Consider the following 22,846-nt stretch of genomic DNA (forward strand, 5'->3'; position numbering starts at 1 on the left):
AACCGAATTTAGATGGAGGGAGAAACGACATTTAAAAAGTCCGCTTTGCTAGTTTTCTCATCGTATTGGATCACAGCAACACCTGCGGTAGAAAAAATAGGCATATCGCCAGAGCTTAATTGGTCAACCAAATAACTCACAATTGGCATATGAGCAACCAGTAACCAAGTATCTAATTCTGGGTTCAAACTCATTAAAGTTTCGAGATAGTCTATAGCAAAGCGAGCATCGCCGCTTGGAACTATATCGTTGCAAACTTCAAAATAACTTACTTGATTATGCTTTTTAACTTGTTCTGCCGTTTGTTGGGCACGAATGAAGGGGCTTACAAGTATAGCTTGAGGTTGAAAATGCGCTTTTAACCACAGAGCCATCTCATTGGCCTGACTAATACCACGCGGGGTCAACTCTCTTGCAGCATCATCTGCTTGCATTGGTACAGCCTCACCATGGCGCATAATTAGAATCGTTTTCATGTAACCTCAAACACTTAGGCAATAAATTTTCTCAAAGCGGTAGCAAGTTAACCGCTTTGTTCGCTATATTAAAACAAAATGGTCGACAATCCAAAGAAACCTAGCAGCGGTAAGTTAGTTCGAATTCGTCTTTTCTCACACTTTATATCGGCGGCAGACACTTGAAAATTAGCAATAATGATAAACGCAGCTACAAAACTCTTACACTCGACAATGGTCTGAAAGTACTCGTTGTTCAAGATCAGCAATCTGTTAAGTCAGCAGCGTCATTGACGGTCAATACCGGCCACTTCGATGATCCTGAAGATCGTCAAGGTATGGCCCACTTTATCGAGCACATGCTATTTCTTGGCACTGAAAAATTTCCTGAACCAGGTTTTTTCTCTCAATTTATTAGCCAAGCAGGTGGACATAGCAATGCTTGGACGGGTACCGAACACAGTAGTTATTACTTTGACTGTGATTATTTACAACTACCTGAAGCATTAGAAATTTTTAGCGAATTTTTTATATCGCCGCTATTTAGTCCTGAACAGGCAAATAACGAGCGAAATGCCATCGACGCTGAATTCAAAATGAAAGTGAAAGATGATGGCAGAAGAATTTACCAAGTGCATAAAGAAACGGTAAACCCTGCGCACCCTTTCGCAAAATTTGCTGTTGGTAATCACCAAACACTCGAAGATAGAACCGATTCTATTTGTATGGAATTGCGCCAATTTTTTAACCGCCATTATCTAGCGCAATGGATGACACTCACAATTGCGGGGCCGCAATCTATCAATGAGCTAAGCAGTATGGCTAAACAATATTTCTCTGCTATCCCCGCTTCCCAAGCTCCAAAACCCGCAATTAATACACCGCTATATAAACCATGTAATTTAGGTAAATTAATCCACATCACCCCGAAAAAACAAATGCAAAAGCTCATTGTCAGTTTTGCAATGCCAAATATTCACAAACTGTATAAATCTAAAAGTCTCAGTTTTTTGGCCCATTTAATTGGCTACGAAGGCCAAGGTTCATTGTATTCAATCCTTAAATCACAAGGTTGGATTAATGCCCTGTCTGCTGGCGGGGGTGTCAATGGCAGTAATTTTAAAGATTTTAATATTAGTTTTGCACTCACAGAGCAAGGCATAGAATATTATGAAGACATTATAGAAATGATGTTCGAGTATATTGCGCTTATTGAGCAAAGTTTTGCTGAACTTCCTGCGCTTTATGCCGATAAGCAAGCATTATTAGAAATTGCTTTTGATAATCAAGAGCCGAGCAAACTCATTGAGTGGGTAAATGCATTAAGCATTAATATGCACCATTTTGATGAAGATGATTATTTGTGCGGCGATTATGTTATGACTGGATTTGAGCCACAATTACATAAAAAGCTATGCCGCTACCTTTCGCCAAAAAACATGCGGGTAGTGCTTATCCATCAAGATGTTGAAACAAATAAAAAAGCACAATGGTACAACACCTCTTATTTAGTAGAGGACCTCTCCCCCATATGGCTCGACACATTAGAAAAAATTAAAACCCCTTTACCCGAGATGAAACTGCCGCGTATCAACCCATACTTAAAAGCCAAACAAATTCTTCATGAAAGCGCGGAGTCTTTCGCAGCCCCACAAAAACTTGCATTTAGCGATGGTCTAAACTTTTGGTTCAAGCAAGATACTGAGTTTAAGGTAACAAAAGGCCACCTTTATGTAGAAATTGATTCTAAAATTGCTGTGAGCTGCATAAAAAACATGGCACTTACAAGATTGCTGGCCGATCTTTTAATGGACTGTCTCGCTGAATCTTTTTATTCCGCAGAGCTTGCCGGTTTAAATTATCACATTACTTCTCATCAAGGGGGATTGACTTTACATACCGCGGGCTTGTCTGCTAATCAACCCGAATTTGCCATTGAGCTGCTGAATAATATTTTAACAAAAGACATCAGTGCCACCCGATTTGCCGAATATAAAAAGCAACTATCTCGCCATTGGTTACAACACAATCACAATAAACCCGTCTCTGGTTTATTCAGTGTACTAGGTGCGCATTTGATGCCTTGGAACCCTGCACCAGAAGATTTAGCGTCACATTTAAAACCTGTGACATTCAATGAGTTTGTAGAGTTTAGAAATGCATTCTTTAAAACTATTCATATAAAAGCATTTATGTATGGCAATTGGCGAAAAATTGATGCCCAAGAAATGCTTAAAGACATTAAATGTACTTTCTCTGAGAGTGAAATTTTAGAAGACTTAAAGCGTCCACTACTAAAACTCAAACAAGGCTTTCAATTTCATATAAACAAAGAAAAGTCAGAGCATGGTTTGCTGTATTACATACAAGCTAAAACAAACAGTGTCGAAGAAAAAGTGCTCCTTATGCTCATTAACCAACTTGTGCAGCACCATTATTTTGATGAACTCAGAACTAAACAGCAATTAGGCTACCTAGTCGGGGCTGGTTATGCGCCATTCAATACCCGAGCAGGGGTTGCGTTTTACATTCAATCTCCTAATTTTCAAAGTGAAGAGTTATTTAAAAGGCACGCTCAATTTATTGACTCATTTTTAGAGCAAATTCAAGATATCGATTTAAGTGCATTTTTAGAGGCTAAAAGTGCTTTGGAAATTCAAATAGCCGAAAAGGACAAAAACCTTCGTCTGCGCGCTCAAAGGTTGTGGGTTGCGATTACGAATGACGATCACACCTTTACGATGCAAAAGCGACTTCTAGAGGCATTACACGGGCTATCAAAAGATGTTTTTATAAAAAGTGCTATCACTTTGATTAGCAAACAAGATTCACATGCAAAGTTAACTTGCAATTAATAAGGGTGTTTTAACTACTTTACTCTCGCTTCTGCATAGATTAGATTAAGCGGCGTACTGAGAATTAAACATCTATGATTAAAAATATAACAATAATGATGTTCATGGTGTTATTAAGCTCATTATCTAGTATGCCAAGCTTGGCATGGGAGTTTAATCAACATAGCCAAGGTATAAACCCGTTCTGGTTTTTACCACTTGGTGTGATCACATTACTTATCACTTATCTAATATTTGCAAACCACAGGCTAAAGCGTTCACAGCAAGAATTGCTCATGTCTGAACAAAGGTTAAAACGCACAGTTGAAGGCAGTGGAGATACCCTTTGGGATTGGAATATTTCTTCCGGTGAGATCATTCGTATCAATGATAAGTACATGGTGTGCCAAGATCAGCCTGAAAAAAACAAAGTTTTTTTGCCTAACGCACATCGAATTCATCCGCAAGACCTACCTTTGGTAGATAAATTACTCAAACAACACTTCGCTGAAAAAACCGCTTTTTTTGAGGCAAGTTATCGCCTTAAAGATACTTTAAATCAATACCATTGGGTGTTAGACAGAGGCAAAATCATCGAAAAAGATGGCAACCTCAACCCAGTGAGGATGACCGGAACAGTTCGTGATATTAGCCATTTAAAAAGTACTGAAGAGCGCCTCAATTTATTTGCCAAATGTGTAGAGTCGCTCACGGATGCCATCGCAATTTACGATAAGAATTATAAACTGGTGGATGTAAACCCAAGTTACTTAAAACTTTTCGGTGGCTTAAGAACTCACTATTTGGGTAAACAGTTCAGTCTGCCAGGCTACGACGAAAAGTATATCAGTGAAATAAAAGCGAACCTACGAGAGTCTGAGCATTGGCAAGAAGAATTAAAACTTAGAAATTTTAAAAATATCTTGCTTCCAATTGAAGTAAGCATTGATGAAATTAAAAATAGTCATGGTCAAATAACCAATTACGTGGTTATTTTTTCGGATCTCACTGAACGTAAAAAAGCCGAATCACAACTGCATAATCTATCAAACCGTGACCGAACGACCGGCTTACCAAACCGCAACCTATTTTTCACTAACCTTAAAAAGTTAGCACAACAAGACGTACACCATGCTCTGCTGGTATTCGACTTAGATAACTTTAAAAAGATAAATGATTCATTGGGCCACCAGCTTGGCGATAGCCTGCTGGCAAAGCTTGCTATGCGCTTAAATAAACTTGCTCGTCAGCAAGATACTTTCTATCGTTTAGGTGGCGATGAATTTGCTTTGGTTATGACGGGTACTAACGATATACATACCATCACAAAAACTGCGAAACAATTCTTAGCAGCCATAGCAACACCTTTCAAAATGGCCAATCACGAGCTTGTGATCACCTCTTCAGTTGGTATTGTGTTGTTTCCTGAGGATGGCTCAACGCCTGAGATACTGCTAAAAAATGCAGATACAGCCATGTACCACGCAAAACAAAAAGGTAATCATTACCTGTTTTTCAATGATTCAATGAATGAGCAAGCAGTTAAGCGATTACAAATTGAAAACTTGATGCGCTATGGCTTAAAAGAAGATCACTTCGTTGTGTACTATCAGCCGAAAATGGATATTAAATCTGGTTTGCTGGTCGGGATGGAAGCTTTAGTGCGTTTTATTACACCGAAAAAAGGTATTATTAGCCCTGGGGTCTTTATTCCTATTGCAGAAGAAACGGGTCAAATCATTGATATCGGCGAAGTCGTACTCGATAAAGCCTGCAAGGATGTGAAACGTTGGATAGACCAAGACCTTTTTGATGGCCGTGTCGCAGTTAACCTGTCTGCTAAACAGTTTAGTTTGCCTGATTTAACGACGCGCATAGATATCATCTTACAGAAAAATCACCTGCCCTCTTATTTTCTCGAATTAGAAATTACAGAAGGTACCGTTATGGATGATCCTCAAGAAGCAATAAATGTGATGCGCTCTCTCAGTGCTAGAGGGATCCACCTTGCCATAGATGATTTTGGCACTGGTTACTCTTCTCTTGCGTATTTAAAGCAATTTCCTCTAAATACTTTAAAAGTTGATAAAGCATTTGTTGACGACATGCACAATGAGAGAGGCCGTAATATGGTCGACTCTATTGTCACCATCGCGCAAAACCTCGAACTACATGTAGTAGCTGAAGGTGTCGAAAAAGCTGAGCAATTAGCTATTTTAGAAGAGCTAAATTGTCAAACTGTACAAGGTTATTACTACTCCAAGCCACTTTCTGCCGAAGAGTTTACTGAGTTTTTAAAACAACAGAAAATGGTCAAAAACAAACAAACGAAGCCTGATTTAAAAGTAGTTAGCTAACTTTGAAGCATCTATAGCGGCCCATTTGCATTTTCTTCAGCACAGCCATTCTGTAGTGCATTTTCAATAATACCCAGCTCATAGGCCCAATCGCGAGACTAAAAGCCACCCAGCGCTTAGTTGGCATACCTAAACGGATCGTTTCACAATAGATCGCAACCGCACTCAACAAAAGACAAATTAGAATAAACATAACTCTCCCTTATTAAAAAGTGCTCGATTGTACAGCAAACAGCGTGAAATATGCACAAAAAGACGGTTTATTGTTGCAAAATATTGCATTATTTCATTTAATACCCCTCAATAATTTCGCGTGTAGAATGGAATTTTATTCATTTTTTCATAACTAGTTGATATATAGTTAATTACGTGAAATTTAAACTAGTCGTCATGGAGAGCTTTAGTACATACTGAACTCATCTGAGTTGCTTTATGTGTGTTAGACTAAAATCGTACGAGAATCTAGCCGTATTTTTCGAACAGATCAAAACAGCTAGAAGTCTTTACTGTTAAACTAGACCCAGTAGAAAGTTTAAGATAATGTCTTCTCTAAGATTATTGTCTTTACGAATTAAGTGCTAAACTCAAACCATGTGGTTTTAATTAATAGTTACTTCAAGGATAAGAGCTATGAATAAACAAAGCGTACATGATTATTTGCAAAGTAAACCAGGCACGTTTTTAACACAGCCTTTTTCGCAGGATAGCGATGTTTACAAAGTGCAACATAAAATGTTTGCCACCCTTTACGAAGGTAAAGAAGGTCAAGTTGACGAAAATAATGAGCCTGTTTTTTGGTTGAACGTTAAATGTGACCCAGATGAAGCGTTAATACTTCGCGATAAGTATGAATCGATTTTACCTGGATATCATATGAATAAACGTCTTTGGAACACAATTGTGTTAGACGGTTCTGTTCCTGAAGAAGAAATCAAAAAGTTTATCGATGACTCTTATCAAATTGTTGTTGATAACCTACCAACAGCTCAGAAAGAAGCGTTAGCAAAACTCTCTCAGCCTGAGTAATAAGTGTAATGGCCTCCCTCGTAATTCTTACGAGGGCCATTCCACCCTTCCTTAGTAAAAATAAGATACGCCAAGATGAAAAAGATAGCCCTACTAACCAGCGGTGGTGATGCACCAGGTATGAATGCAGCTATTCGTGCTGTTGTTTTAGCCTGCGAATTTAATGCGTTTTCCTGCATTGGTTTTTTCCATGGCTATAATGGACTCATTGAAGACGAGGCTACTGACCTCACGAGTGCAACTATAAATAATGAAATTAAAAATGGCGGCACGTTACTTAAAAGCGCTCGATGTCGCGCAATGCTGTCTGAGACTGGCGTAAAACAGGCCTGTAATACTTTACTTAAACATAATATCGATGCGCTTATCGTAATAGGTGGCGACGGCTCATTTCATGGCCTTCAAGCCATTAAGCAATTTTGGCATGGTTTAGTAATTGGACTACCTGGTACGATAGACAACGATTTATTTGGCTGTGATAAAACCATCGGTTTTGCAACGGCTGTAAATACAGCAACACAAGCCATAGATAAAATTAGAGATACAGCAAATGCTTTCGACAGAGTATTTATTGTCGAAGTAATGGGAAGACACAGTGGTCACATTGCTTTTCAAGTCGGCTTATCCTGTGGTGCCGAAAGCATCTATTCATCTGAAAACTATGCAAACGATGCGCATGAAGAGATTTTGTCCACTCTAATTACCCAAATAAAACAGCAGCAGCAAAATCGCCAAGCCAGCTATGTCATTGTACTGGCTGAGAACTTATGGCCAGGGGGAGCCAGTGCTTTAAAGGAGCAGTTGCAAACCCAAGGACATATCGACAGTGCTATTTGCATTTTAGGTCATATTCAGCGAGGTGGTGATCCTGTACCAGAAGACAGGGTACTTGCAACCCAGCTCGGTATGTCAGCTGTTGAAGCCATATTAAATGGGGAAGACAACATTATGCTTGGCTATGTTGCGAACCAACTTACCAAAACGCCTTTACAAGATGCGATCTCCATCAATAAACCTGTGGACGAATACCTCGTACTCGCCCAACAGAATATTTTGACTCATTACTTAAAATAAATCGGCATTTATCCATAAATGAAGAAAGATACTTGCCGCATAGCCTAATGCAATAACAGGGGTCCATTTCAGGTGACCAAAAAAGGTATAATAACCTCTGGCTTGCCCCATCAACGCAACACCCGCTGCAGAGCCAATCGACAATAGGCTTCCACCTACCCCTGCTGTTAATGTTATCAATAACCATTGACCATGTGACATTTCTGGCTGCATTGTAAGAACCGCAAACATAACTGGTATATTATCGATTACAGCCGAGATGACGCCCAAAAATACATTCGCTGTCGTAGTCGACCAGCCACCGTATAACACCTCAGACATCAAACTCAAATAGCCTAGGAACCCAAGACCACCGACACACATTACAATGCCATAGAAAAATAATAACGTATCCCATTCAGCACGAGATACTTTACTGAACACATCAAAAGGCACCACACTACCAAGTCGGGCTAACCTTTCTTTATCGCCTTGCTGTTCTGCCAAGGCTTTTTTGCGAGCAAGAGAGCCGGGTAAGGTGACCCTTAAGAAATACCCAAAGAATTGTAAGTACCCTAACCCCATCATCATGCCTAGCACTGGAGGAAGGTGAAGGAAACTATGGCACGCAACAGCAGTAGCAACGGTTAATAAGAACAAAGATAAAATTCTTAAAGCACCTCGTTTTAACTCGACTTCTTCATAGGCTGCTGTAGGCTGTTTGTTAGCAACATAAAAGCTCATAATCGCGGCTGGTACTAAGAAGTTTGCGAGTGACGGTATGAATAAAGCCAAGAACTCTCCAAAAGTCACCATACCAGCTTGCCAAACCATCAAGGTGGTAATATCTCCAAACGGGCTAAATGCACCACCTGCATTCGCGGCAATGACAATATTAATGCAACATAGATTAATAAAAGGCTTATCACCTTCGGCAACCTTCATAACCACTGCACACATTAATAATGCCGTTGTTAAATTATCAGCGATCGGAGAAATAAAAAATGATAAGAAGCCGGTGATCCAAAACAAATTACGATAATTAAAACCTTTACGGATCATCCACGCACGAAGCGCATCGAATATTCTTCTCTCTTCAAGCGCATTAATATAAGTCATGGCCACTAAGAGAAAGAGCATTAACTCAGCAAACTCTAACAGGTTATGTCTAAATGCTTCTTCAGTGACATGCGGAATGCTTTCACTGACATAAAACCCACCAATTAAAATCCAAATCAGACCCGCCCCAACAAGGACTGGTTTTGATTTTCTTAAATGAAGTTTTTCTTCGAGCATGACTAAGGTATAAGCCAACACAAATATTGCGATAGCAGCATACCCAATTGTAGAGTGAGTTAAATCAAGGTGAGCCTCAGCTCCCCAAGATGGAGGAGTTAAACAGGCTAATAAAGCCATTATAATTAGAAGTGTTGAACGCCGAAAAGACATGTTGTTTGCCTACTATGATAACTATGAGAGTGTATTAAAGTAGGCAATAAAATAGCACAATGGCTGTGATTACCAATTGTACAGAAGTCTATACTTAAACTATGACATGCAAAAGCATGTGCAAAGATTCACACTCTTCGTGTCAATCATAATGCATTCAAATTAGCTAATTATTATCAGTCAATTTTTCAATCGCCAAAATCAACACCAACCCTGTAATAGCTAAGCCAACACATAATAGGGTCATTGGATCTTGTCCTGTTAGGGCTGCAAACTCAGAAGGGCTGATATTTTGTTGCATTAGGGGCTTCTCTATGCCTTTTGAGCTGGTATAAGTTGTAATGACTTGCTTCCAAGGCCAAAGTAAATTTAATGAGCCAAGTAAGAAGCCAGCTAACAACGCAAAAGTCAGCTGTTCAAATCGATTTAAAAGCCAAGCTAAAAATCGTGAAAACACCATTAAGCCAACAACACATCCCAATAAAAATAAGCCAATCAAAGCAAATTGCTTCTCAGTCACTGCCGTTAATACATGACCATACATACCTAGCAACAACAGAATAAAACTGCCAGAGATCCCCGGTAAAATCATCGCACAAATAGCAATTGATCCTGCTAAGAAATAAAACCACCAACTTGGGTTAGCTTCAGCAGGAGAAAGCGAGGTGATCGTATAGGCAATAATAGCGCCAAGTAGGCAACTGACAATAGTTTTAAAATCCCAAGCCTTGACTTGCTTTGCAACGTAAATGAACGAAGCGATTATAAGGCCAAAGAAAAATGCCCAAACCAACAGTTTATGGTGCTCTAAAAGATAAGTAATAAGCTTGGCAAGAGAAGCCGCACTTGTCAGTAAACCCGCAAAGAGTGTGACTAAAAAAGTGCCATCAATATAACGCCAAGTTGCTTTTACCCCTTCTTTTTTGAGCATTAATAAAGCATCGAGATTTACACTTTTAATGGCATTTAAAAGTCGTGTGTAAATACCGGTAATAAAAGCAATCGTACCACCTGAAACACCAGGTACGACATCAGCCGCGCCCATGCCCGCGCCCTTCAAAAATACGAATAAAAAGTCACGCTTAGTTTGCAACTTCGACATACTGTCCCTATCTCCTAATCTAAATTACGGGTGATTTTATATTAAATAGAGAAAGACAAGAACCTTTGTTAGTGATGCACAAGTAAATTAGTAACAAGCCTAAAGTTTTACTCAATACACCCGATACTCTAATTAGATAAACCGAGTATTATTTTATGCCTTATTTAATTTCATTCATGCTATTCGTTCTATGTTTGCCAACTTTTAGTATCGCAACAAGTGAGCACGTGATGCCAGTTGAACAGCAAATATGGCTTGAACAAGACATAAAACATTATTTAGACGAAAGTGAGATCGTTAGCATAACCGTCAACGAAAAGCCGCTAAATGTTATTTTTCAAACTTATATGAATGCTGAGAAAAAGGGCATTGCAGTCATTTTACCTGATGTCGGTCACCCGCTTTTATCTACCAATGGCAGCCAATTTTTAAGACAAGCGCTTTCTGATGATGGCTACGATACCTATGTTTTGCCCTCAACGAAGATCTTATATGAGTCATTAGAAATTCCAGATTTGACTGCACAGCAAGAGCAAAAACCAAGTCCTTTTGCTCAAGCTGTTTTTTTTCAATCAGAAAGCATGTTAAACGAATATAAAGATGAACTAGCTGCAAGATTTCAAGCATTAACACAAGAATTAATGATGATGCCCGATGAGCAACTTATTGTCGTTGCACTCGGCACAAGCGCGGGAATTATGACAGAATTGATTTCTGAGCAGCCCAGTCTTCCTGTCGACGCGTTAATTACTATCAGTGCCCACTTACCTCACCCAAAAAGAAATAAAGATCTTGCTGCCAGCTTTTCTTTGGTGAGTCCGCCATTGCTAGATATTTTTTATAGTACCGACGGTCCAGCCGTAACACAAAGCATCAAAAACAGGATGCGCTGGGCAAAACGTAACAGTAAATACGATTACAGACAAAGAGAGCTATTTGGTCAAAGCCATGAGCTTAGACAGCATCAGAGGCTGAGAAAAGAAGTGAATGGATTTCTCAGCCATTTATGATGTGCGTTTGGCTTATTTGCCTTTTAAAAACTCATAAGCCGATTGAATGTCTTGGCTTTTTTGCTTGGCTATTTCCATCATATGTGGCGGCAAACCTTGTGAGACCAATTTATCTGGATGGTGTTGAGACATCAGTTTTCTATAAGCTCGTTTAATATCTTTATCAGTCGCTTTATCTGAAAGACCGAGTACAGCTAACGCGTTACCCCTATTTAAAGAAGGCGTTGTCGTTGTTTTGTGCCGATACTCTGAGTGCCCTCTTGATTGCTCTGAGTGATAATTTTGCTGTTGCGACCTATGCTTTCTAAATTGAAATTCAGCCTGATAGCGATTTAATAAAAACTGAAAGTGCCTGCTCGACAGGCCTAGTAGCTTACTGACTTGTTGTAATAACTGCTTTTCTTGCTCAACTAAATGTCCGTCAGAAAAGGCCATTTGAATTTGAATTTCAAGAAACAATTGCAACAAATCATAGCGCCGACCAAAGACCTCTTTTACATCTCTGATCGACTCTTTAAGTGAAAATTCACTGGTTTTGCCCGAGCGAAAAGCATTCTGAGCTTCCTTTCTTTCTTCTCCATGTAAGCCCATTTCATCCATAAATGCGGTAGCGGCTTGAATGTGAATTTCACTCACACGTCCATTTGACTTAGCTATATGGCCCATAACGGCGAAACAACTCGAAAAGAATAAAGCTTGGCGCTGATCAAGTTCGTCTTTATCAAAAAAGCCTTGAAAACCTCCCGCCTTATCAAAGTCCTGCTTTAGGCTTTTATCGAATAAATGACCAAGCCAAAAACCAAGCGCTGCACCAAGCCAACGGCCAAACATAAAGCCAAAACAGGTGCCTAATAACTTACCCCACATGCTCTGCCCTTAGCTGTTCATTAATTTGCGCAAGCCTTTCAGGCGTTCCAATATCAAACCATTGGTTTAAATATAGCTCTCGAGAAACCATACTCTGTTCTATACCAGTTCTCAATAATGGCCCTAAAGCTAGAAACTCAGGATCGTGTTGCTGAAAAAAGTTTTTATGGTACAAACCTATACCTGAAAATGTATATTTCTGAGCTTGATTTGGCAAACCAAGGGTAAAATCACCTTCAGGATGGTGAGCTGGGTTTTCAACTAAAACAATATGCGCCTCTCCTGCTTGTAATACCAACTGGGTCAGAGAGTGAACATCGTAATCGGTAAAAATATCGCCATTAATTACAATAAATTTGTCATTATCTGTGCATAATTTAGGGAGCGCCTTAATAATGCCTCCGGCGGTTTCCAAGCCACCTTCAGGTTCATGGCTATATTGAATAACCACGCCAAATTTTGCTCCATCACCAAAATATGCTTCGATTTTATCCCCCTGCCAAGCAAGATTAATCACAATATCCGTGACCCCAGCACTTTTTAAACGCTCAATATGATATTGAATTAATGGCTTACCATTAACCTCTAACATAGGTTTGGGTAATTCGCTTGTGAGGGGCATCATACGTTTTCCTCGACCCGCAGCGAGTATCATTGCCTTCATGAAAATTGCTCTAGTTTCAGCTGAATTGCAGGGATTATCTCATTGTCTAACCAAGTTGCAAGCCATTGAAATTCTTCATACTGCTGACCAACCATTCGAACATATTCTAAAGTGGGTAAAATGTTATTTAGATACCCTGATTTATTATCTCTCAATAACAAACGACAAAAGATGCCAGCTGCTTTCAAATGTCTTTGCAGCCCAGTTAGATCAAAGTAATAACGATATTCTTGCAATGACATATCGCCTAACAAACCTTTTTTTGACATTGTTAGATAGTTATATTGTAAAAGTTGGCTGAATTCAGCTTTTGGCAATGAGAAATAGCAGTCTCGTAATAACGATACTGCATCATAACTAACTGGCCCACTGACAGCGTCTTGAAAATCAATTAAGGCCCAACCCTTTGTTGTTTTCATTATATTTCGCGAATGAAAATCACGATGCATTGTGACCTGAGGCTGCTCAAGCATCAATGTTGCTAGCTTGTTTTCTAGCATTTTCCAACACTGTGATTGCTGTTCAGAAAATGATTTACCAAGCCAAGCCTCTATCAGCCACTCTTTGAATATATTTATTTCAAGGCAAATAAACTCGGCATCGTATGGCTTCATCCATTTCGAGTTGGGTATAGCAGCTATAGTAGGTAACAGATCTAAAACAGCTTTGTAGTCATCTAATCGAGATGCTAATTGAAGCCGATCTGCTAAATGCTCTGTGCCCAAATCGTTGAGCAAGAGAAAACCAGTTTCTAGGTCAAGTGCAAGAATTTCAGGGACCAATAGACCAGCTTGCTCAAAATTGTGCTGTAGTCCAACAAACGGCTGGTTATCAATCAAATTTGCTGGAGAATCCATGAGTATAAAATTTTTTGATTCACTGCGGACTCGATAATATTGCCGAAAACTGGCATCGGATGTTATGGCTTGGTATGAAAAGGGTCGTTCGCCTAAATTTTTTTTCAAAAAGGCGTTCAATTGTGTATTTCTGTTCTGATTCTTTATCACAATTTTACATTCTTAATTACTGAATTTAACTCTGTTTTACTTTATTATGTCCTGCTCTAGAGGTAACAACTGGTAAACAGGTTAATTAATGAACAAGTTTTGGCTGACCGTGGCACTATTTCCAATCTGTCCTGCAGCAATTGCGGAAACAGATATTGAAAAGCCTTTGCTTTGCCAAAGTAATTTTATACCAACGCAATGGCAACCTCTTTCTGGTTTACCTAAAAATGCCATCGACATTCGCGCTGATAAAGTAAAAATAAACAACACTACCAGTGCACAATTTGCAGGTAATGTTGTTATAAACACAGAGCAAATGCAACTTTCGGCAAGCTCGGCATTAATCAACAAGCAAAGCGCACAATTAAGTGCTGAAGGGCCGCTTGTTTATAATGACCCTTTTACTAGAGTTGAAAGTGATGGCTTATTTGCCGATTTAAATAATTACCACATTGACCTGATGGGTGCAGACTATCAGCTCACGCAGCAACTAGGCCGAGGTGGAGCAGCGCAATTATCTGCTCGGGAAGATAGTATAGAATTGCTGAATGCGAGCTTTACTACTTGCCCTTCAGACAAACCTTTTTGGTCAATCGAGGCCAGCACCATTAGCTTGTCTAAAACCGAAGGTTGGGGAGAAACTTATAATGCTGTTCTAAGGATTTTAGATACACCTGTAATTTATATTCCTTATTTCACATTCCCTATCGACGACCGACGTAAAAGTGGATTGTTAGCACCGACACTGTCCAGTTCTGAGCGCTATGGCTTAGAGTTAATTACACCATTCTATTGGAATATTGCGCCAAACTACGACGCGACAATAACTCCGAGATACATGTCTAAAAAAGGGTTGCAACTTAACACTGAGTTTAGATACTTAACGCCTTTAAATAGTGGTTTGCTTGCATTTGAATTTCTTGAGAAAGACGATTCAGAACCTGATTTAGAAGAGCGCTACCTCGTGCATTGGCAACAAAACAGTTACTTCAATGAAAATTGGAGAGCGAGTATTGATATCACTAATGTAAGTGATGATAACTACCTTACGGATCTAACTTCAAACTATGGTAATGCAACTGACACTCAGCTTTATCGCACAGGTACGTTAAATTACTTGGGAGAAGCTTGGTCAGCTCAATTGAAGATACAAAACTTTGAAGTTTTAGGTGATCACACGGAATCATACGCAGCGTTACCTCAGATAGCTTGGCAAACTACTGAAGCTGTCCAATGGCAAGGAATAGACTGGTCCCTACAAGGTGAATTTAGCCACTTTAAAAACGACGACCTCATCATAACTGATGCGTCTAGATTACATATTGAACCAAAGGCCAGCTACAGTATTAGTGATACAGCTTGGTCATTTTTATCTGAAGCAAGTTTATTACACACTTACTATCAGCAGGACGGTAATTTAAACGACACAGAGTTCGACGAAAGAGTAAACCGCACCCTACCTAAGCTTAGGCTTCACGCACAAATGAATCTTGAGCGAGACACTAAATTTGTGGTCGATGATGGTGTTCAAACGTTAGAGCCGCAGTTGCAATATTTATATGTTCCTTATAAAAATCAGGAAAATATAGGGCTATATGATACGACCAAGATGCAAGATGACTTTTCAGGCCTATTTCGCGAGCAGCGATTTTCTGGGGTAGATCGTATCGCTCAAGCAAATCAATTCACGATTGGTGCAACGACACGTATATTCGACAATAAAAACTTAGAACGATTTAATTTCAGCGTTGGGCAAATTATATATCTAGACAGTAATGTCAAACCTACGCGCCAAAACCCGCTTAATAAAACCAATTATAATGCCTTGTTTGCTGCTGAAAGCATGATACATTGGCATCGTAGATGGTATTTATCCGCAGGAATACAGTACGACGCTGATACCAAACAATTAATTCAGTCCCATGCGACAATTGATTACAAAGGCGATAATAATCAGCTAGTACAATTGAACCATCGTTATGCAAATGATGTCTCAGGATATGAAATCGATCAGATTGGCTTTTTCACCAGTGTGCCCATAAATCAACAGTGGCAATTTATTGCAAGCTACCACCGTGATTTAGTCGCTAAGAGAAGCACTGAGTTATTTGCAGGGTTACAATACGAAAGTTGCTGTTGGGCTATACAGCTTACTGGTAATAGGCAAATCGAGACTGATTTAAATAAAACAATTAACCAAGACGATGCTCAATTTGACTCTAGTATCCGTCTTAACTTTATACTCAAAGGGCTGGGCGGTAAATCAAGCTACGATGTAAGCCGATTACTGCAAGAGGGTATTTTTGGCTACCGCAGACCTTATTTTTTGAATAATTAATACAATAATAGAGCACTATGAATTTTAAAAAGTTGTTAATCGTCGCCCTAATGGGTATTGGATTTAGCCAAATTGCTTTGGCTGAACGAGTGCAATTAGATAAAGTAGTCGCGACAGTAAATGATGGCGTGGTTTTACAAAGTGAGGTTGATAAAATCATCTCTCGTGTAAAGCAGCAAGCTAAAGAACATAATACTGAGCTTCCTTCTGATAAAACGCTACGTATTCAAGCAATTGATCGTTTAGTAGATCAGTCCATCATGTTACAACTTGCTGAGCGCATGGGTATGGAAATATCAGATGCCCAACTTGATCAAACTTTAGCAAACATTGCTGGAGAGCAAGGCGCAAGTATTTCTGATTTACGACAATCAATCGAAGCAACCGGCGAGAGCTTCCAAGCCTACCGAGAAGATATACGAAAAGAAATCACCATTAGCCAAGTTCGAAGAGCAAATGTTGACCGCCGTGTTTATATCAGTCAACAAGAAATTGCTAATTTACAAACAATTCTCGAGCAACAGACAGGTCAATCAGAAGAATATGACCTTGGCCATATCTTGGTAAAAATTCCAAGTAAGGCTTCGCCTGAAGAGTTGGAAGATGCTAGAGAGCGTGCGAATAAAGTCATTGAATTTTTGAATGATGGTAAAGAGTTCAAACGTATTGCAATTGCTTCTTCGAGTGGTGCAAAAGCACTCGATGGCGGCCAGCTAGGTTGGATGGGTATCAATGAAATGCCATCATTATTTGCTGAAGCTGTTAAAGGGAAAAAGAAAGATGATATTATCGGCCCTCTGCGTTCAGGTGCCGGATTTCACATTTTAAAAGTGCAAGATATTCGTGGCCGTCAAGTTGTTGAGACAACCGAAGTACGTTCTCGACATATCTTAATCAAGCCATCTATCATTTTAAGTGAAGAAAAAGCCCGTTCAATGTTAGCTGGATTTGTTAAAGATTTACGTGCCGGAACAGCCGACTTTGCAGAGCTTGCAAAAGAGCATTCTGAAGATCCAGGTTCTGCACTTAAGGGCGGTGAATACGATTGGACCGATCCGACAACTTATGTGCCTGCATTTAGAGATACTTTACTTTCATTAGAGAAGAATGAGATCAGTGAGCCTTTCCGCAGTACATTTGGCTGGCATATTGTTCAGCTTTTAGACAAGAGAATTGCAGACAAAACAGATCTAGCTAAGAAAAATCGCGCTCATGGCATCTTATATAATCGTAAGTTTAAAGAAGAAAGCTTACGCTGGATGAATGAAATACGTGAACAAGCAAACATTGATGTTTTTCCGGCTGAGTAAATAAAATATGACCATTCGTATCGCAATTACCCCTGGTGAACCCGCAGGCATAGGGCCCGACTTAGTTATAAAGTTGGCTCAAAAATCATGGCCGGTTCAACTAGTCGCCGTGGTTGACAAAACAATCCTTGAGGTTCGTGCTCAAGAGTTGGGTGAGTCAATAAAGCTAATTCCTTTTGTTGCGAGCGATGCGCCACAACCAGCCCCTGCAGGCAGTCTTTATTATTTACAAATTGATAAAGGTGCCGATGTTATCGCTGGAGAATTAAATGAAGCGAATGGTCAGTATGTACTAGAAACGCTGCGCGTAGCTTCTGAAAAAAATATGGATGGGACTTTTGCAGCGGTTGTCACAGGCCCCGTTCATAAAGGGATAATAAATAGAGCCGGTATCTCTTTTAGTGGTCATACTGAGTTCTTTGCTCAGCAATCTAATACATCTGATGTTGTGATGCTATTGGCAACTGAAGGGTTGCGCGTTGCACTTGTAACAACACACATCCCTCTAGCTTATGTTTCTAGAGCAATCACCCATGATCGTTTGACTAAAGTCATCAATATTTTAAATCACGACTTACAAACAAAGTTTGGTATTGAGCAACCTAAAATATTAGTCTGCGGTCTAAACCCCCATGCTGGTGAAGGTGGACATTTAGGTCGAGAAGAAATTGAAACAATTGAACCAACGCTTGCTGAGCTAAATGAAAAAGGGATGAATTTAATTGGCCCTCTCCCTGCCGACACTTTATTTCAAGCTAAATACTTAGATAATGCTGATGCCGTTCTTGCAATGTATCACGATCAAGGCCTGCCTGTGCTAAAATACAAAGGCTTTGGTAATTCAGTAAACATAACGCTTGGATTGCCTTTCGTTAGAACATCCGTTGATCATGGTACCGCTTTAGACTTGGCCGCTACTGGGCAAATTGAAGTGGGCAGTTTTGATTTAGCGATCCGCGAAGCTATTAAGCTCGCCTCAAAAAAAGCAATGAATTAATGACAGATAACGTACACTTAGGTCACAGAGCAAGAAAACGCTTTGGACAAAACTTTTTACACGATGAAATGATCATCGACAAAATCGTGACAGCGATTGACCCAAAACCAACAGATAACCTTGTTGAAATTGGTCCAGGTTTAGGTGCAATCACTGAGCCCGTAACTGATTTAAGCGGTCAGCTCACGGTTGTAGAATTAGATAAAGACCTTGCGGAGCGCTTGACTAAGCACCCTTTCCTTGGGCCAAAATTAACAGTTCATCAAGGCGATGCGATGAAGTTCGACTTCTCTAGCCTGATCAGAGATGATGAAAAGTTAAAGGTGTTTGGAAATTTACCTTATAACGTTTCAACGCCGCTATTATTCCATTTATTCGAATTCGTAGACAACATTGAACACATGCACTTCATGCTTCAAAAAGAAGTTGTGAAACGCATGGTTGCAGGCCCAGGCTCAAAAGCTTTTGGCCGCTTAAGCGTGATGACACAATATTATTGCCATGCAATGCCTGTAATCGATGTACCACCAGAGTGTTTTAAGCCTGCACCTAAAGTAGACTCTGCAGTAGTTCGTTTAATACCTAAAAAGCCTGAACAACGAACCGCTAAAAGCACAAAAGTGTTAAACACAGTTTGTTTAGAGGCATTTAATCAAAGAAGAAAGACACTACGTAATAGCCTTTCAAACTTATTAACTGCTGATGAATTAACAGCGTTGGGTATTGACCCTTCAGTTCGTGCTGAAAGCTTATCTCTGGCTCAATTTATCGATATCGCAAATTGGATTTATGACAACAAGCAGTAATCTAGGATCACCTATCAAGGTATCAGTTGAAACTATGTATGTTGAGCACCAATCTCAACCAGACAAAGACAAATATGTTTTTGCTTATACAATAACGATTAAAAATCACAGTTTATGTAGTGCTAAGCTTGAAAGTCGTTATTGGTTAATCACAGACGCAAACGGTAAAGAAACAGAAGTCGAAGGTGAAGGTGTCGTAGGCGAAAGGCCAACCATTGCCCCAGGCGAAAGTTATTCTTACACCAGTGGTGCTGTGCTTGATACCCCAGTTGGGACAATGCAAGGACACTATGTTATGAGGAATGAGTTTGGTACTGAGTTTAAAGCGCCAATCGAAGTATTCAGACTTTCTCGCCCCAATATTCTACACTGATCATGGCAAATTACGCTGTAGGTGATTTACAAGGGTGTTTTACACCCTTTTTAAAACTGCTCTCTGAAGTTAATTTTAATCCCAGCAAAGACCACCTTTATCTTGTCGGAGATTTAATTGCTAGAGGCCCTGACTCTCTTTCATGCTTAGAATTTGTCTATCAGAATCAAGACTCTATTACCGTCACTTTGGGTAATCATGACCTTCATTTCATTGCTTGTAACATACTTGGTAAACAGCCTAACCCCAAAGATAATTTATCTGCTGTTTTTTCCAGTAAACAATGCTGTAGCTATGCTTCATATTTAAGAACTCAACCTCTGGCTGTTTTTTTAGAAAAGCAATCAACGTTTATTTCGCATGCAGGCATTCATCCAAGTTGGAGCATTGAGCAAGCACTCGCATATGCTCGAATCGCAGAAAAAAACTATCGCAGTGAAGAAGCCCAATTATTCTTTGAAAACATGTATGGCAGTAAAGAAACAAACTTTACACCAAATAAAGACCCATTAACAAACTTCAAAACCATTGTTAATATTTTCACAAGAATGCGCTTTCTAGAAAGCGATGAAAAACTAAACTTGTATGAAAAAGGCTCGCCAAAATCGAGTCAATTACAGCCTTGGTTTGATCACCCTCGCTTTGAAAATGAAAAAACGCGCTATATTTTTGGTCATTGGGCAGCACTGGAAGGTAAAACCAATAAAGAAAATATGATTGCACTCGATACCGGTTGTGTTTGGGGTGGGAACATGACCCTATTAAACTTAGGCACTAATGAATATATTTTAAGCAAATAGCTTGTTAATCCTCCCTTTTTACTGAATTATTTTGCTACATCTGCTATAAAATACTTAACTTATCTGTTACCAGACCGATAAATTAACTGTCTTAAGCAAATTACGGAATCAATATGAATTTCACTGTAAGCCAACGTATTTGGGGTGGTTTTATTTTCATCACCTTGTTACTCCTTCTCATTGGGGGTAATTCTCTACTAAGAATTGCAAATATTGACAGCTCATCGCAGCAAGTGAACAACCTTTCTCTTCCTGCCCTGACCAATAGCTCTGAGTTACAGGTGGAATTTACGCAAATGAGTAAGCTCGCTCAGAGCAGCTTTTTTGCCACACAGCCTACTGAGTTAGCCCAATTAAAATCTCAGTTCGAAAAGCGCCAAACGAATTTTAAAAATGCATTCAATAAGCTAGAGCAAGTTGTAGATAGCAATCCAGAACTTGCACAACGAGCTAGAAAGGTTGGCGATACATTTAATAACTTTCTTCCAACAGTAAACTTATTACTTGAAGATAAAGCCACTACATTACAAATCAGAAAAGAATTACAAAAACAATTAGAAGAGATTGAGCTCGCCGCTGAAGATGCAACTACCAGCGTACTCGACATTCTTGATATTGGAGAGTTAAAAGCGACTAGCCAGCGTGCTTATCAAGCAGCTGCCAGTTTAGAAAACCATTTCTCCAACTTGGTAACTAGCAGTAATGATTTAATTTCTGCAGATAATTTAAATACTGTAGACATCATTGCTAACGAACAAAACTTTTCAATAAAAGAAATAGCCCGAAACCTTGAGCTTATCAGAGGTCCAGTTTCATCTCTTGAGCCTTCTTACTTAGAGGATCTTGAAGGCTATTACAGTGATTTAAAAGCACAAGTTGAAGGCTCTAGAAGCTTAGCCAACAACAAACGCGCACTTTTACAAACTGAAGCAAAAACTCGCCAAGCTGTGGTTGATTCTGAACTTGCAACAGAAGCCGCATTAAAACAACTGTCTGAGCTAGTATCACTTGCAAATGAAGTTGCTTTAGAGCTACAAACCGGTGTTAGAGATGATGTTGATGCGGCAAATTTATGGACTTGGGTTGGCATGATCGCCGCGACAATTATCGCGGTTGGTGTTGCTTATATTACAGTACAACTCATCACTAAACCGCTAGCTGAAGTAAATAAAGTACTTACCATTGTTGCAAGTGGTGATATGACACAGCGTTTAGACGATAGCGCACAAGACGAATTTGGAGAGCTGTCTCGAAGCTGTAACTCTTTAATCAGCAGTTTAAGAGAGTTAATTACAGGCATTGTATCCCGCTCTACTCAACTTGCTGCTGCCTCTGAGCAAACATCTATGATCACAACAGAGTCAAGTCAGGCTATTAAGAGTCAGCAGGCTCAAGTGGAACAAGCTGCAACTGCGACCACTGAAATGAGCAGTACCTCTCATGGTGTAAGTAACAGTGCTCACCAAGCTTTACTTGAAATCAAGAACGCTGATAAAGAGGCTGAACGCGTAAAAGGTATCTCACACGAGAACAAACATACTATTGAGCAACTTGCTTCAGAAGTTGACGAGGCATCTCGAGTCATCAATAAGCTTCACCAAGATAGCGCCTCAATTGGTGGTATCTTAGACGTTATCCGCGGCATTGCTGAACAAACTAACCTACTTGCACTTAATGCAGCCATTGAAGCCGCACGTGCAGGTGAGCAAGGCCGAGGATTTGCCGTTGTTGCTGATGAAGTAAGATCATTAGCGAGTAAAACTCAAGAGTCGACTCAAGAAATTCAATCGATGATCGAGTCACTTCAAGCCGGCGCCGAAGAAGCTGTAAATGCGATGTCAAAAGGCAAACAACAGGCTGTTTCTTGTGTAGAGCAAAGTGACTTAGCAAATGAAGCGCTAAACAGTATCACCCATGCTGTTTCTCTTGCCCATGACGTCAGTGAAGAAATTTCGAATGCAGCAAATGAGCAACAGCAAGTGGCTCAAGAGATAAGTGAGCGATTAGAATCTATAGTCGCAATTGCTGAGCAAACGGCTGAAGGTGCAAATCAAACTTCGATTTCAAGCTCTGAAGTGGCAAAACTTGCTGAAGAACTTAGATTATCGGTCGAGCAGTTTAGAGTTTAAGCTCAGCTTATCAGTAAAACTAAGCCCTCTTATTAGAGGGCTTTTTTATGCCTGCCTATATCTATTCTTGATATACAACTTTCGACTTAAGACCAATATCTTATTGCCTTGATCTGGAATAAAAAAACACTATAAACACTTGTTTTAAATATATTTGATTGTGTTTTTTGTGACAAAATCAACACTTCAAACTAAGCTCAAATTTATCACCATATTGAAAAGCTTAAACTATTGTAAAAAGGTTTAACTTACTTGGTATAGATACGGAC

19 protein-coding genes are annotated in these 22,846 nt (G+C 39.6%); 12 read left to right on the forward strand and 7 right to left on the reverse strand.

Annotated elements, in window-relative coordinates:
* Window positions 1–8: 8 nt before the first annotated feature.
* Window positions 9–476: a phosphohistidine phosphatase SixA gene (gene sixA, locus ACH784_RS12495; RefSeq protein WP_404390663.1), complete on the reverse strand. Its 468-nt coding sequence runs from the start codon at window positions 474–476 to the stop codon at window positions 9–11.
* Between the two features lie 161 nt (window positions 477–637).
* Between sixA and ACH784_RS12500 the strand changes: the two genes are divergently transcribed.
* Both ACH784_RS12500 and ACH784_RS12505 read left to right on the forward strand, forming a co-directional pair.
* Window positions 638–3,310 carry an insulinase family protein gene (locus ACH784_RS12500; RefSeq protein ID WP_404390665.1) on the forward strand — a complete coding sequence of 891 codons (2,673 nt, stop codon included), beginning with the start codon at window positions 638–640 and terminating at the stop codon, window positions 3,308–3,310.
* A gap of 74 nt (window positions 3,311–3,384) precedes the next feature.
* Window positions 3,385–5,646 carry a putative bifunctional diguanylate cyclase/phosphodiesterase gene (locus ACH784_RS12505; protein WP_404390667.1) on the forward strand — a complete coding sequence of 754 codons (2,262 nt, stop codon included), beginning with the start codon at window positions 3,385–3,387 and terminating at the stop codon, window positions 5,644–5,646.
* On the opposite strand, the gene ACH784_RS12510 is transcribed toward ACH784_RS12505, so the two are convergent.
* Entirely contained in the window at window positions 5,639–5,839 is a 201-nt protein-coding gene (locus ACH784_RS12510; protein ID WP_404390669.1) for a hypothetical protein, read from the reverse strand. The genes ACH784_RS12505 and ACH784_RS12510 overlap by 8 nt on opposite strands.
* 437 nt (window positions 5,840–6,276) lie before the next feature.
* Between ACH784_RS12510 and ACH784_RS12515 the strand changes: the two genes are divergently transcribed.
* Together ACH784_RS12515 and ACH784_RS12520 are read left to right on the forward strand one after the other, a co-directional pair.
* A complete protein-coding gene (locus ACH784_RS12515; protein ID WP_404390671.1) occupies window positions 6,277–6,672 on the forward strand; it encodes an MmcQ/YjbR family DNA-binding protein in 396 nt (131 codons plus the stop codon).
* A 75-nt stretch (window positions 6,673–6,747) separates the two neighbouring features.
* Window positions 6,748–7,746, forward strand: coding sequence for a 6-phosphofructokinase (locus ACH784_RS12520; protein ID WP_404390673.1), 999 nt, complete (start codon window positions 6,748–6,750; stop codon window positions 7,744–7,746).
* On the opposite strand, the gene nhaD is transcribed toward ACH784_RS12520, so the two are convergent.
* Window positions 7,738–9,141, reverse strand: a complete 1,404-nt coding sequence (gene nhaD, locus ACH784_RS12525; RefSeq protein ID WP_404395262.1) for a sodium:proton antiporter NhaD — start codon at window positions 9,139–9,141, stop codon at window positions 7,738–7,740. The two genes, ACH784_RS12520 and nhaD, sit on opposite strands and share 9 nt — an antisense overlap.
* A gap of 199 nt (window positions 9,142–9,340) precedes the next feature.
* Window positions 9,341–10,276 carry a DUF368 domain-containing protein gene (locus tag ACH784_RS12530; RefSeq protein ID WP_404390675.1) on the reverse strand — a complete coding sequence of 312 codons (936 nt, stop codon included), beginning with the start codon at window positions 10,274–10,276 and terminating at the stop codon, window positions 9,341–9,343.
* 155 nt (window positions 10,277–10,431) lie between these two features.
* Between ACH784_RS12530 and ACH784_RS12535 the strand changes: the two genes are divergently transcribed.
* Window positions 10,432–11,286 (forward strand): DUF3530 family protein, encoded by an 855-nt coding sequence (locus tag ACH784_RS12535; protein WP_404390677.1) that lies wholly within the window; start codon window positions 10,432–10,434, stop codon window positions 11,284–11,286.
* Between the two features lie 12 nt (window positions 11,287–11,298).
* On the opposite strand, the gene djlA is transcribed toward ACH784_RS12535, so the two are convergent.
* Genes djlA through ACH784_RS12550 form a run of 3 tightly spaced genes read right to left on the reverse strand, consistent with a single transcriptional unit; the run spans window position 11,299 to window position 13,824 of the window.
* Window positions 11,299–12,153 carry a co-chaperone DjlA gene (djlA, locus tag ACH784_RS12540; RefSeq protein ID WP_404390679.1) on the reverse strand — a complete coding sequence of 285 codons (855 nt, stop codon included), beginning with the start codon at window positions 12,151–12,153 and terminating at the stop codon, window positions 11,299–11,301.
* Complete coding sequence (gene murU, locus ACH784_RS12545; protein WP_404390681.1) at window positions 12,143–12,817, reverse strand: N-acetylmuramate alpha-1-phosphate uridylyltransferase MurU; 675 nt, start codon at window positions 12,815–12,817, stop codon at window positions 12,143–12,145. The genes djlA and murU overlap by 11 nt, the downstream gene beginning before the upstream one ends.
* Complete coding sequence (locus ACH784_RS12550; protein WP_404390683.1) at window positions 12,814–13,824, reverse strand: aminoglycoside phosphotransferase family protein; 1,011 nt, start codon at window positions 13,822–13,824, stop codon at window positions 12,814–12,816. The genes murU and ACH784_RS12550 overlap by 4 nt, the downstream gene beginning before the upstream one ends.
* Window positions 13,825–13,912: 88 nt before the next feature.
* Here ACH784_RS12550 and lptD point away from each other — a divergent pair, with 88 nt between their 5' ends.
* From lptD to ACH784_RS12585, 7 genes are all read left to right on the forward strand, one after another.
* Window positions 13,913–16,162: an LPS assembly protein LptD gene (lptD, locus tag ACH784_RS12555; protein WP_404390686.1), complete on the forward strand. Its 2,250-nt coding sequence runs from the start codon at window positions 13,913–13,915 to the stop codon at window positions 16,160–16,162.
* Window positions 16,163–16,179: 17 nt separating this feature from the next.
* Window positions 16,180–17,472, forward strand: a complete 1,293-nt coding sequence (gene surA, locus ACH784_RS12560; protein WP_404390688.1) for a peptidylprolyl isomerase SurA — start codon at window positions 16,180–16,182, stop codon at window positions 17,470–17,472.
* 7 nt (window positions 17,473–17,479) lie between these two features.
* On the forward strand, window positions 17,480–18,469 hold the full coding sequence (gene pdxA, locus ACH784_RS12565; RefSeq protein ID WP_404390690.1) for a 4-hydroxythreonine-4-phosphate dehydrogenase PdxA: 990 nt from the start codon (window positions 17,480–17,482) through the stop codon (window positions 18,467–18,469).
* Window positions 18,469–19,275: a 16S rRNA (adenine(1518)-N(6)/adenine(1519)-N(6))-dimethyltransferase RsmA gene (gene rsmA, locus ACH784_RS12570; protein WP_404390692.1), complete on the forward strand. Its 807-nt coding sequence runs from the start codon at window positions 18,469–18,471 to the stop codon at window positions 19,273–19,275. The genes pdxA and rsmA overlap by 1 nt, the downstream gene beginning before the upstream one ends.
* Window positions 19,259–19,648 (forward strand): Co2+/Mg2+ efflux protein ApaG, encoded by a 390-nt coding sequence (gene apaG / locus ACH784_RS12575; RefSeq protein ID WP_404390694.1) that lies wholly within the window; start codon window positions 19,259–19,261, stop codon window positions 19,646–19,648. Before rsmA ends, apaG begins: the two co-directional genes overlap by 17 nt.
* A 2-nt stretch (window positions 19,649–19,650) precedes the next feature.
* Window positions 19,651–20,448: a symmetrical bis(5'-nucleosyl)-tetraphosphatase gene (locus tag ACH784_RS12580; protein WP_404390696.1), complete on the forward strand. Its 798-nt coding sequence runs from the start codon at window positions 19,651–19,653 to the stop codon at window positions 20,446–20,448.
* A gap of 113 nt (window positions 20,449–20,561) precedes the next feature.
* Complete coding sequence (locus ACH784_RS12585) at window positions 20,562–22,577, forward strand: methyl-accepting chemotaxis protein (protein WP_404390698.1); 2,016 nt, start codon at window positions 20,562–20,564, stop codon at window positions 22,575–22,577.
* The last annotated feature ends 269 nt before the right edge of the window (window positions 22,578–22,846 follow it).

The organism is Pseudoalteromonas phenolica (genome assembly GCF_044788725.1).
Classification (GTDB): Bacteria; Pseudomonadota; Gammaproteobacteria; order Enterobacterales; family Alteromonadaceae; genus Pseudoalteromonas; species Pseudoalteromonas phenolica_C.

Bases quoted from the DNA above. Each gene is read 5' to 3' on its own strand.
- ACH784_RS12530 (WP_404390675.1), bottom strand. From the start codon at position 10,276: ATGTCGAAGTTGCAAACTAAGCGTGACTTTTTATTCGTATTTTTGAAG.
- ACH784_RS12515 (WP_404390671.1), top strand. From the start codon at position 6,277: ATGAATAAACAAAGCGTACATGATTATTTGCAAAGTAAACCAGGCACG.
- ACH784_RS12520 (WP_404390673.1), top strand. From the start codon at position 6,748: ATGAAAAAGATAGCCCTACTAACCAGCGGTGGTGATGCACCAGGTATG.
- sixA (WP_404390663.1), bottom strand. From the start codon at position 476: ATGAAAACGATTCTAATTATGCGCCATGGTGAGGCTGTACCAATGCAA.
- ACH784_RS12580 (WP_404390696.1), top strand. From the start codon at position 19,651: ATGGCAAATTACGCTGTAGGTGATTTACAAGGGTGTTTTACACCCTTT.
- ACH784_RS12510 (WP_404390669.1), bottom strand. From the start codon at position 5,839: ATGTTTATTCTAATTTGTCTTTTGTTGAGTGCGGTTGCGATCTATTGT.
- djlA (WP_404390679.1), bottom strand. From the start codon at position 12,153: ATGTGGGGTAAGTTATTAGGCACCTGTTTTGGCTTTATGTTTGGCCGT.
- ACH784_RS12505 (WP_404390667.1), top strand. From the start codon at position 3,385: ATGATTAAAAATATAACAATAATGATGTTCATGGTGTTATTAAGCTCA.
- nhaD (WP_404395262.1), bottom strand. From the start codon at position 9,141: ATGGCTTTATTAGCCTGTTTAACTCCTCCATCTTGGGGAGCTGAGGCT.
- apaG (WP_404390694.1), top strand. From the start codon at position 19,259: ATGACAACAAGCAGTAATCTAGGATCACCTATCAAGGTATCAGTTGAA.
- surA (WP_404390688.1), top strand. From the start codon at position 16,180: ATGAATTTTAAAAAGTTGTTAATCGTCGCCCTAATGGGTATTGGATTT.
- ACH784_RS12585 (WP_404390698.1), top strand. From the start codon at position 20,562: ATGAATTTCACTGTAAGCCAACGTATTTGGGGTGGTTTTATTTTCATC.
- rsmA (WP_404390692.1), top strand. From the start codon at position 18,469: ATGACAGATAACGTACACTTAGGTCACAGAGCAAGAAAACGCTTTGGA.
- lptD (WP_404390686.1), top strand. From the start codon at position 13,913: ATGAACAAGTTTTGGCTGACCGTGGCACTATTTCCAATCTGTCCTGCA.
- ACH784_RS12535 (WP_404390677.1), top strand. From the start codon at position 10,432: ATGCCTTATTTAATTTCATTCATGCTATTCGTTCTATGTTTGCCAACT.
- murU (WP_404390681.1), bottom strand. From the start codon at position 12,817: ATGAAGGCAATGATACTCGCTGCGGGTCGAGGAAAACGTATGATGCCC.
- pdxA (WP_404390690.1), top strand. From the start codon at position 17,480: ATGACCATTCGTATCGCAATTACCCCTGGTGAACCCGCAGGCATAGGG.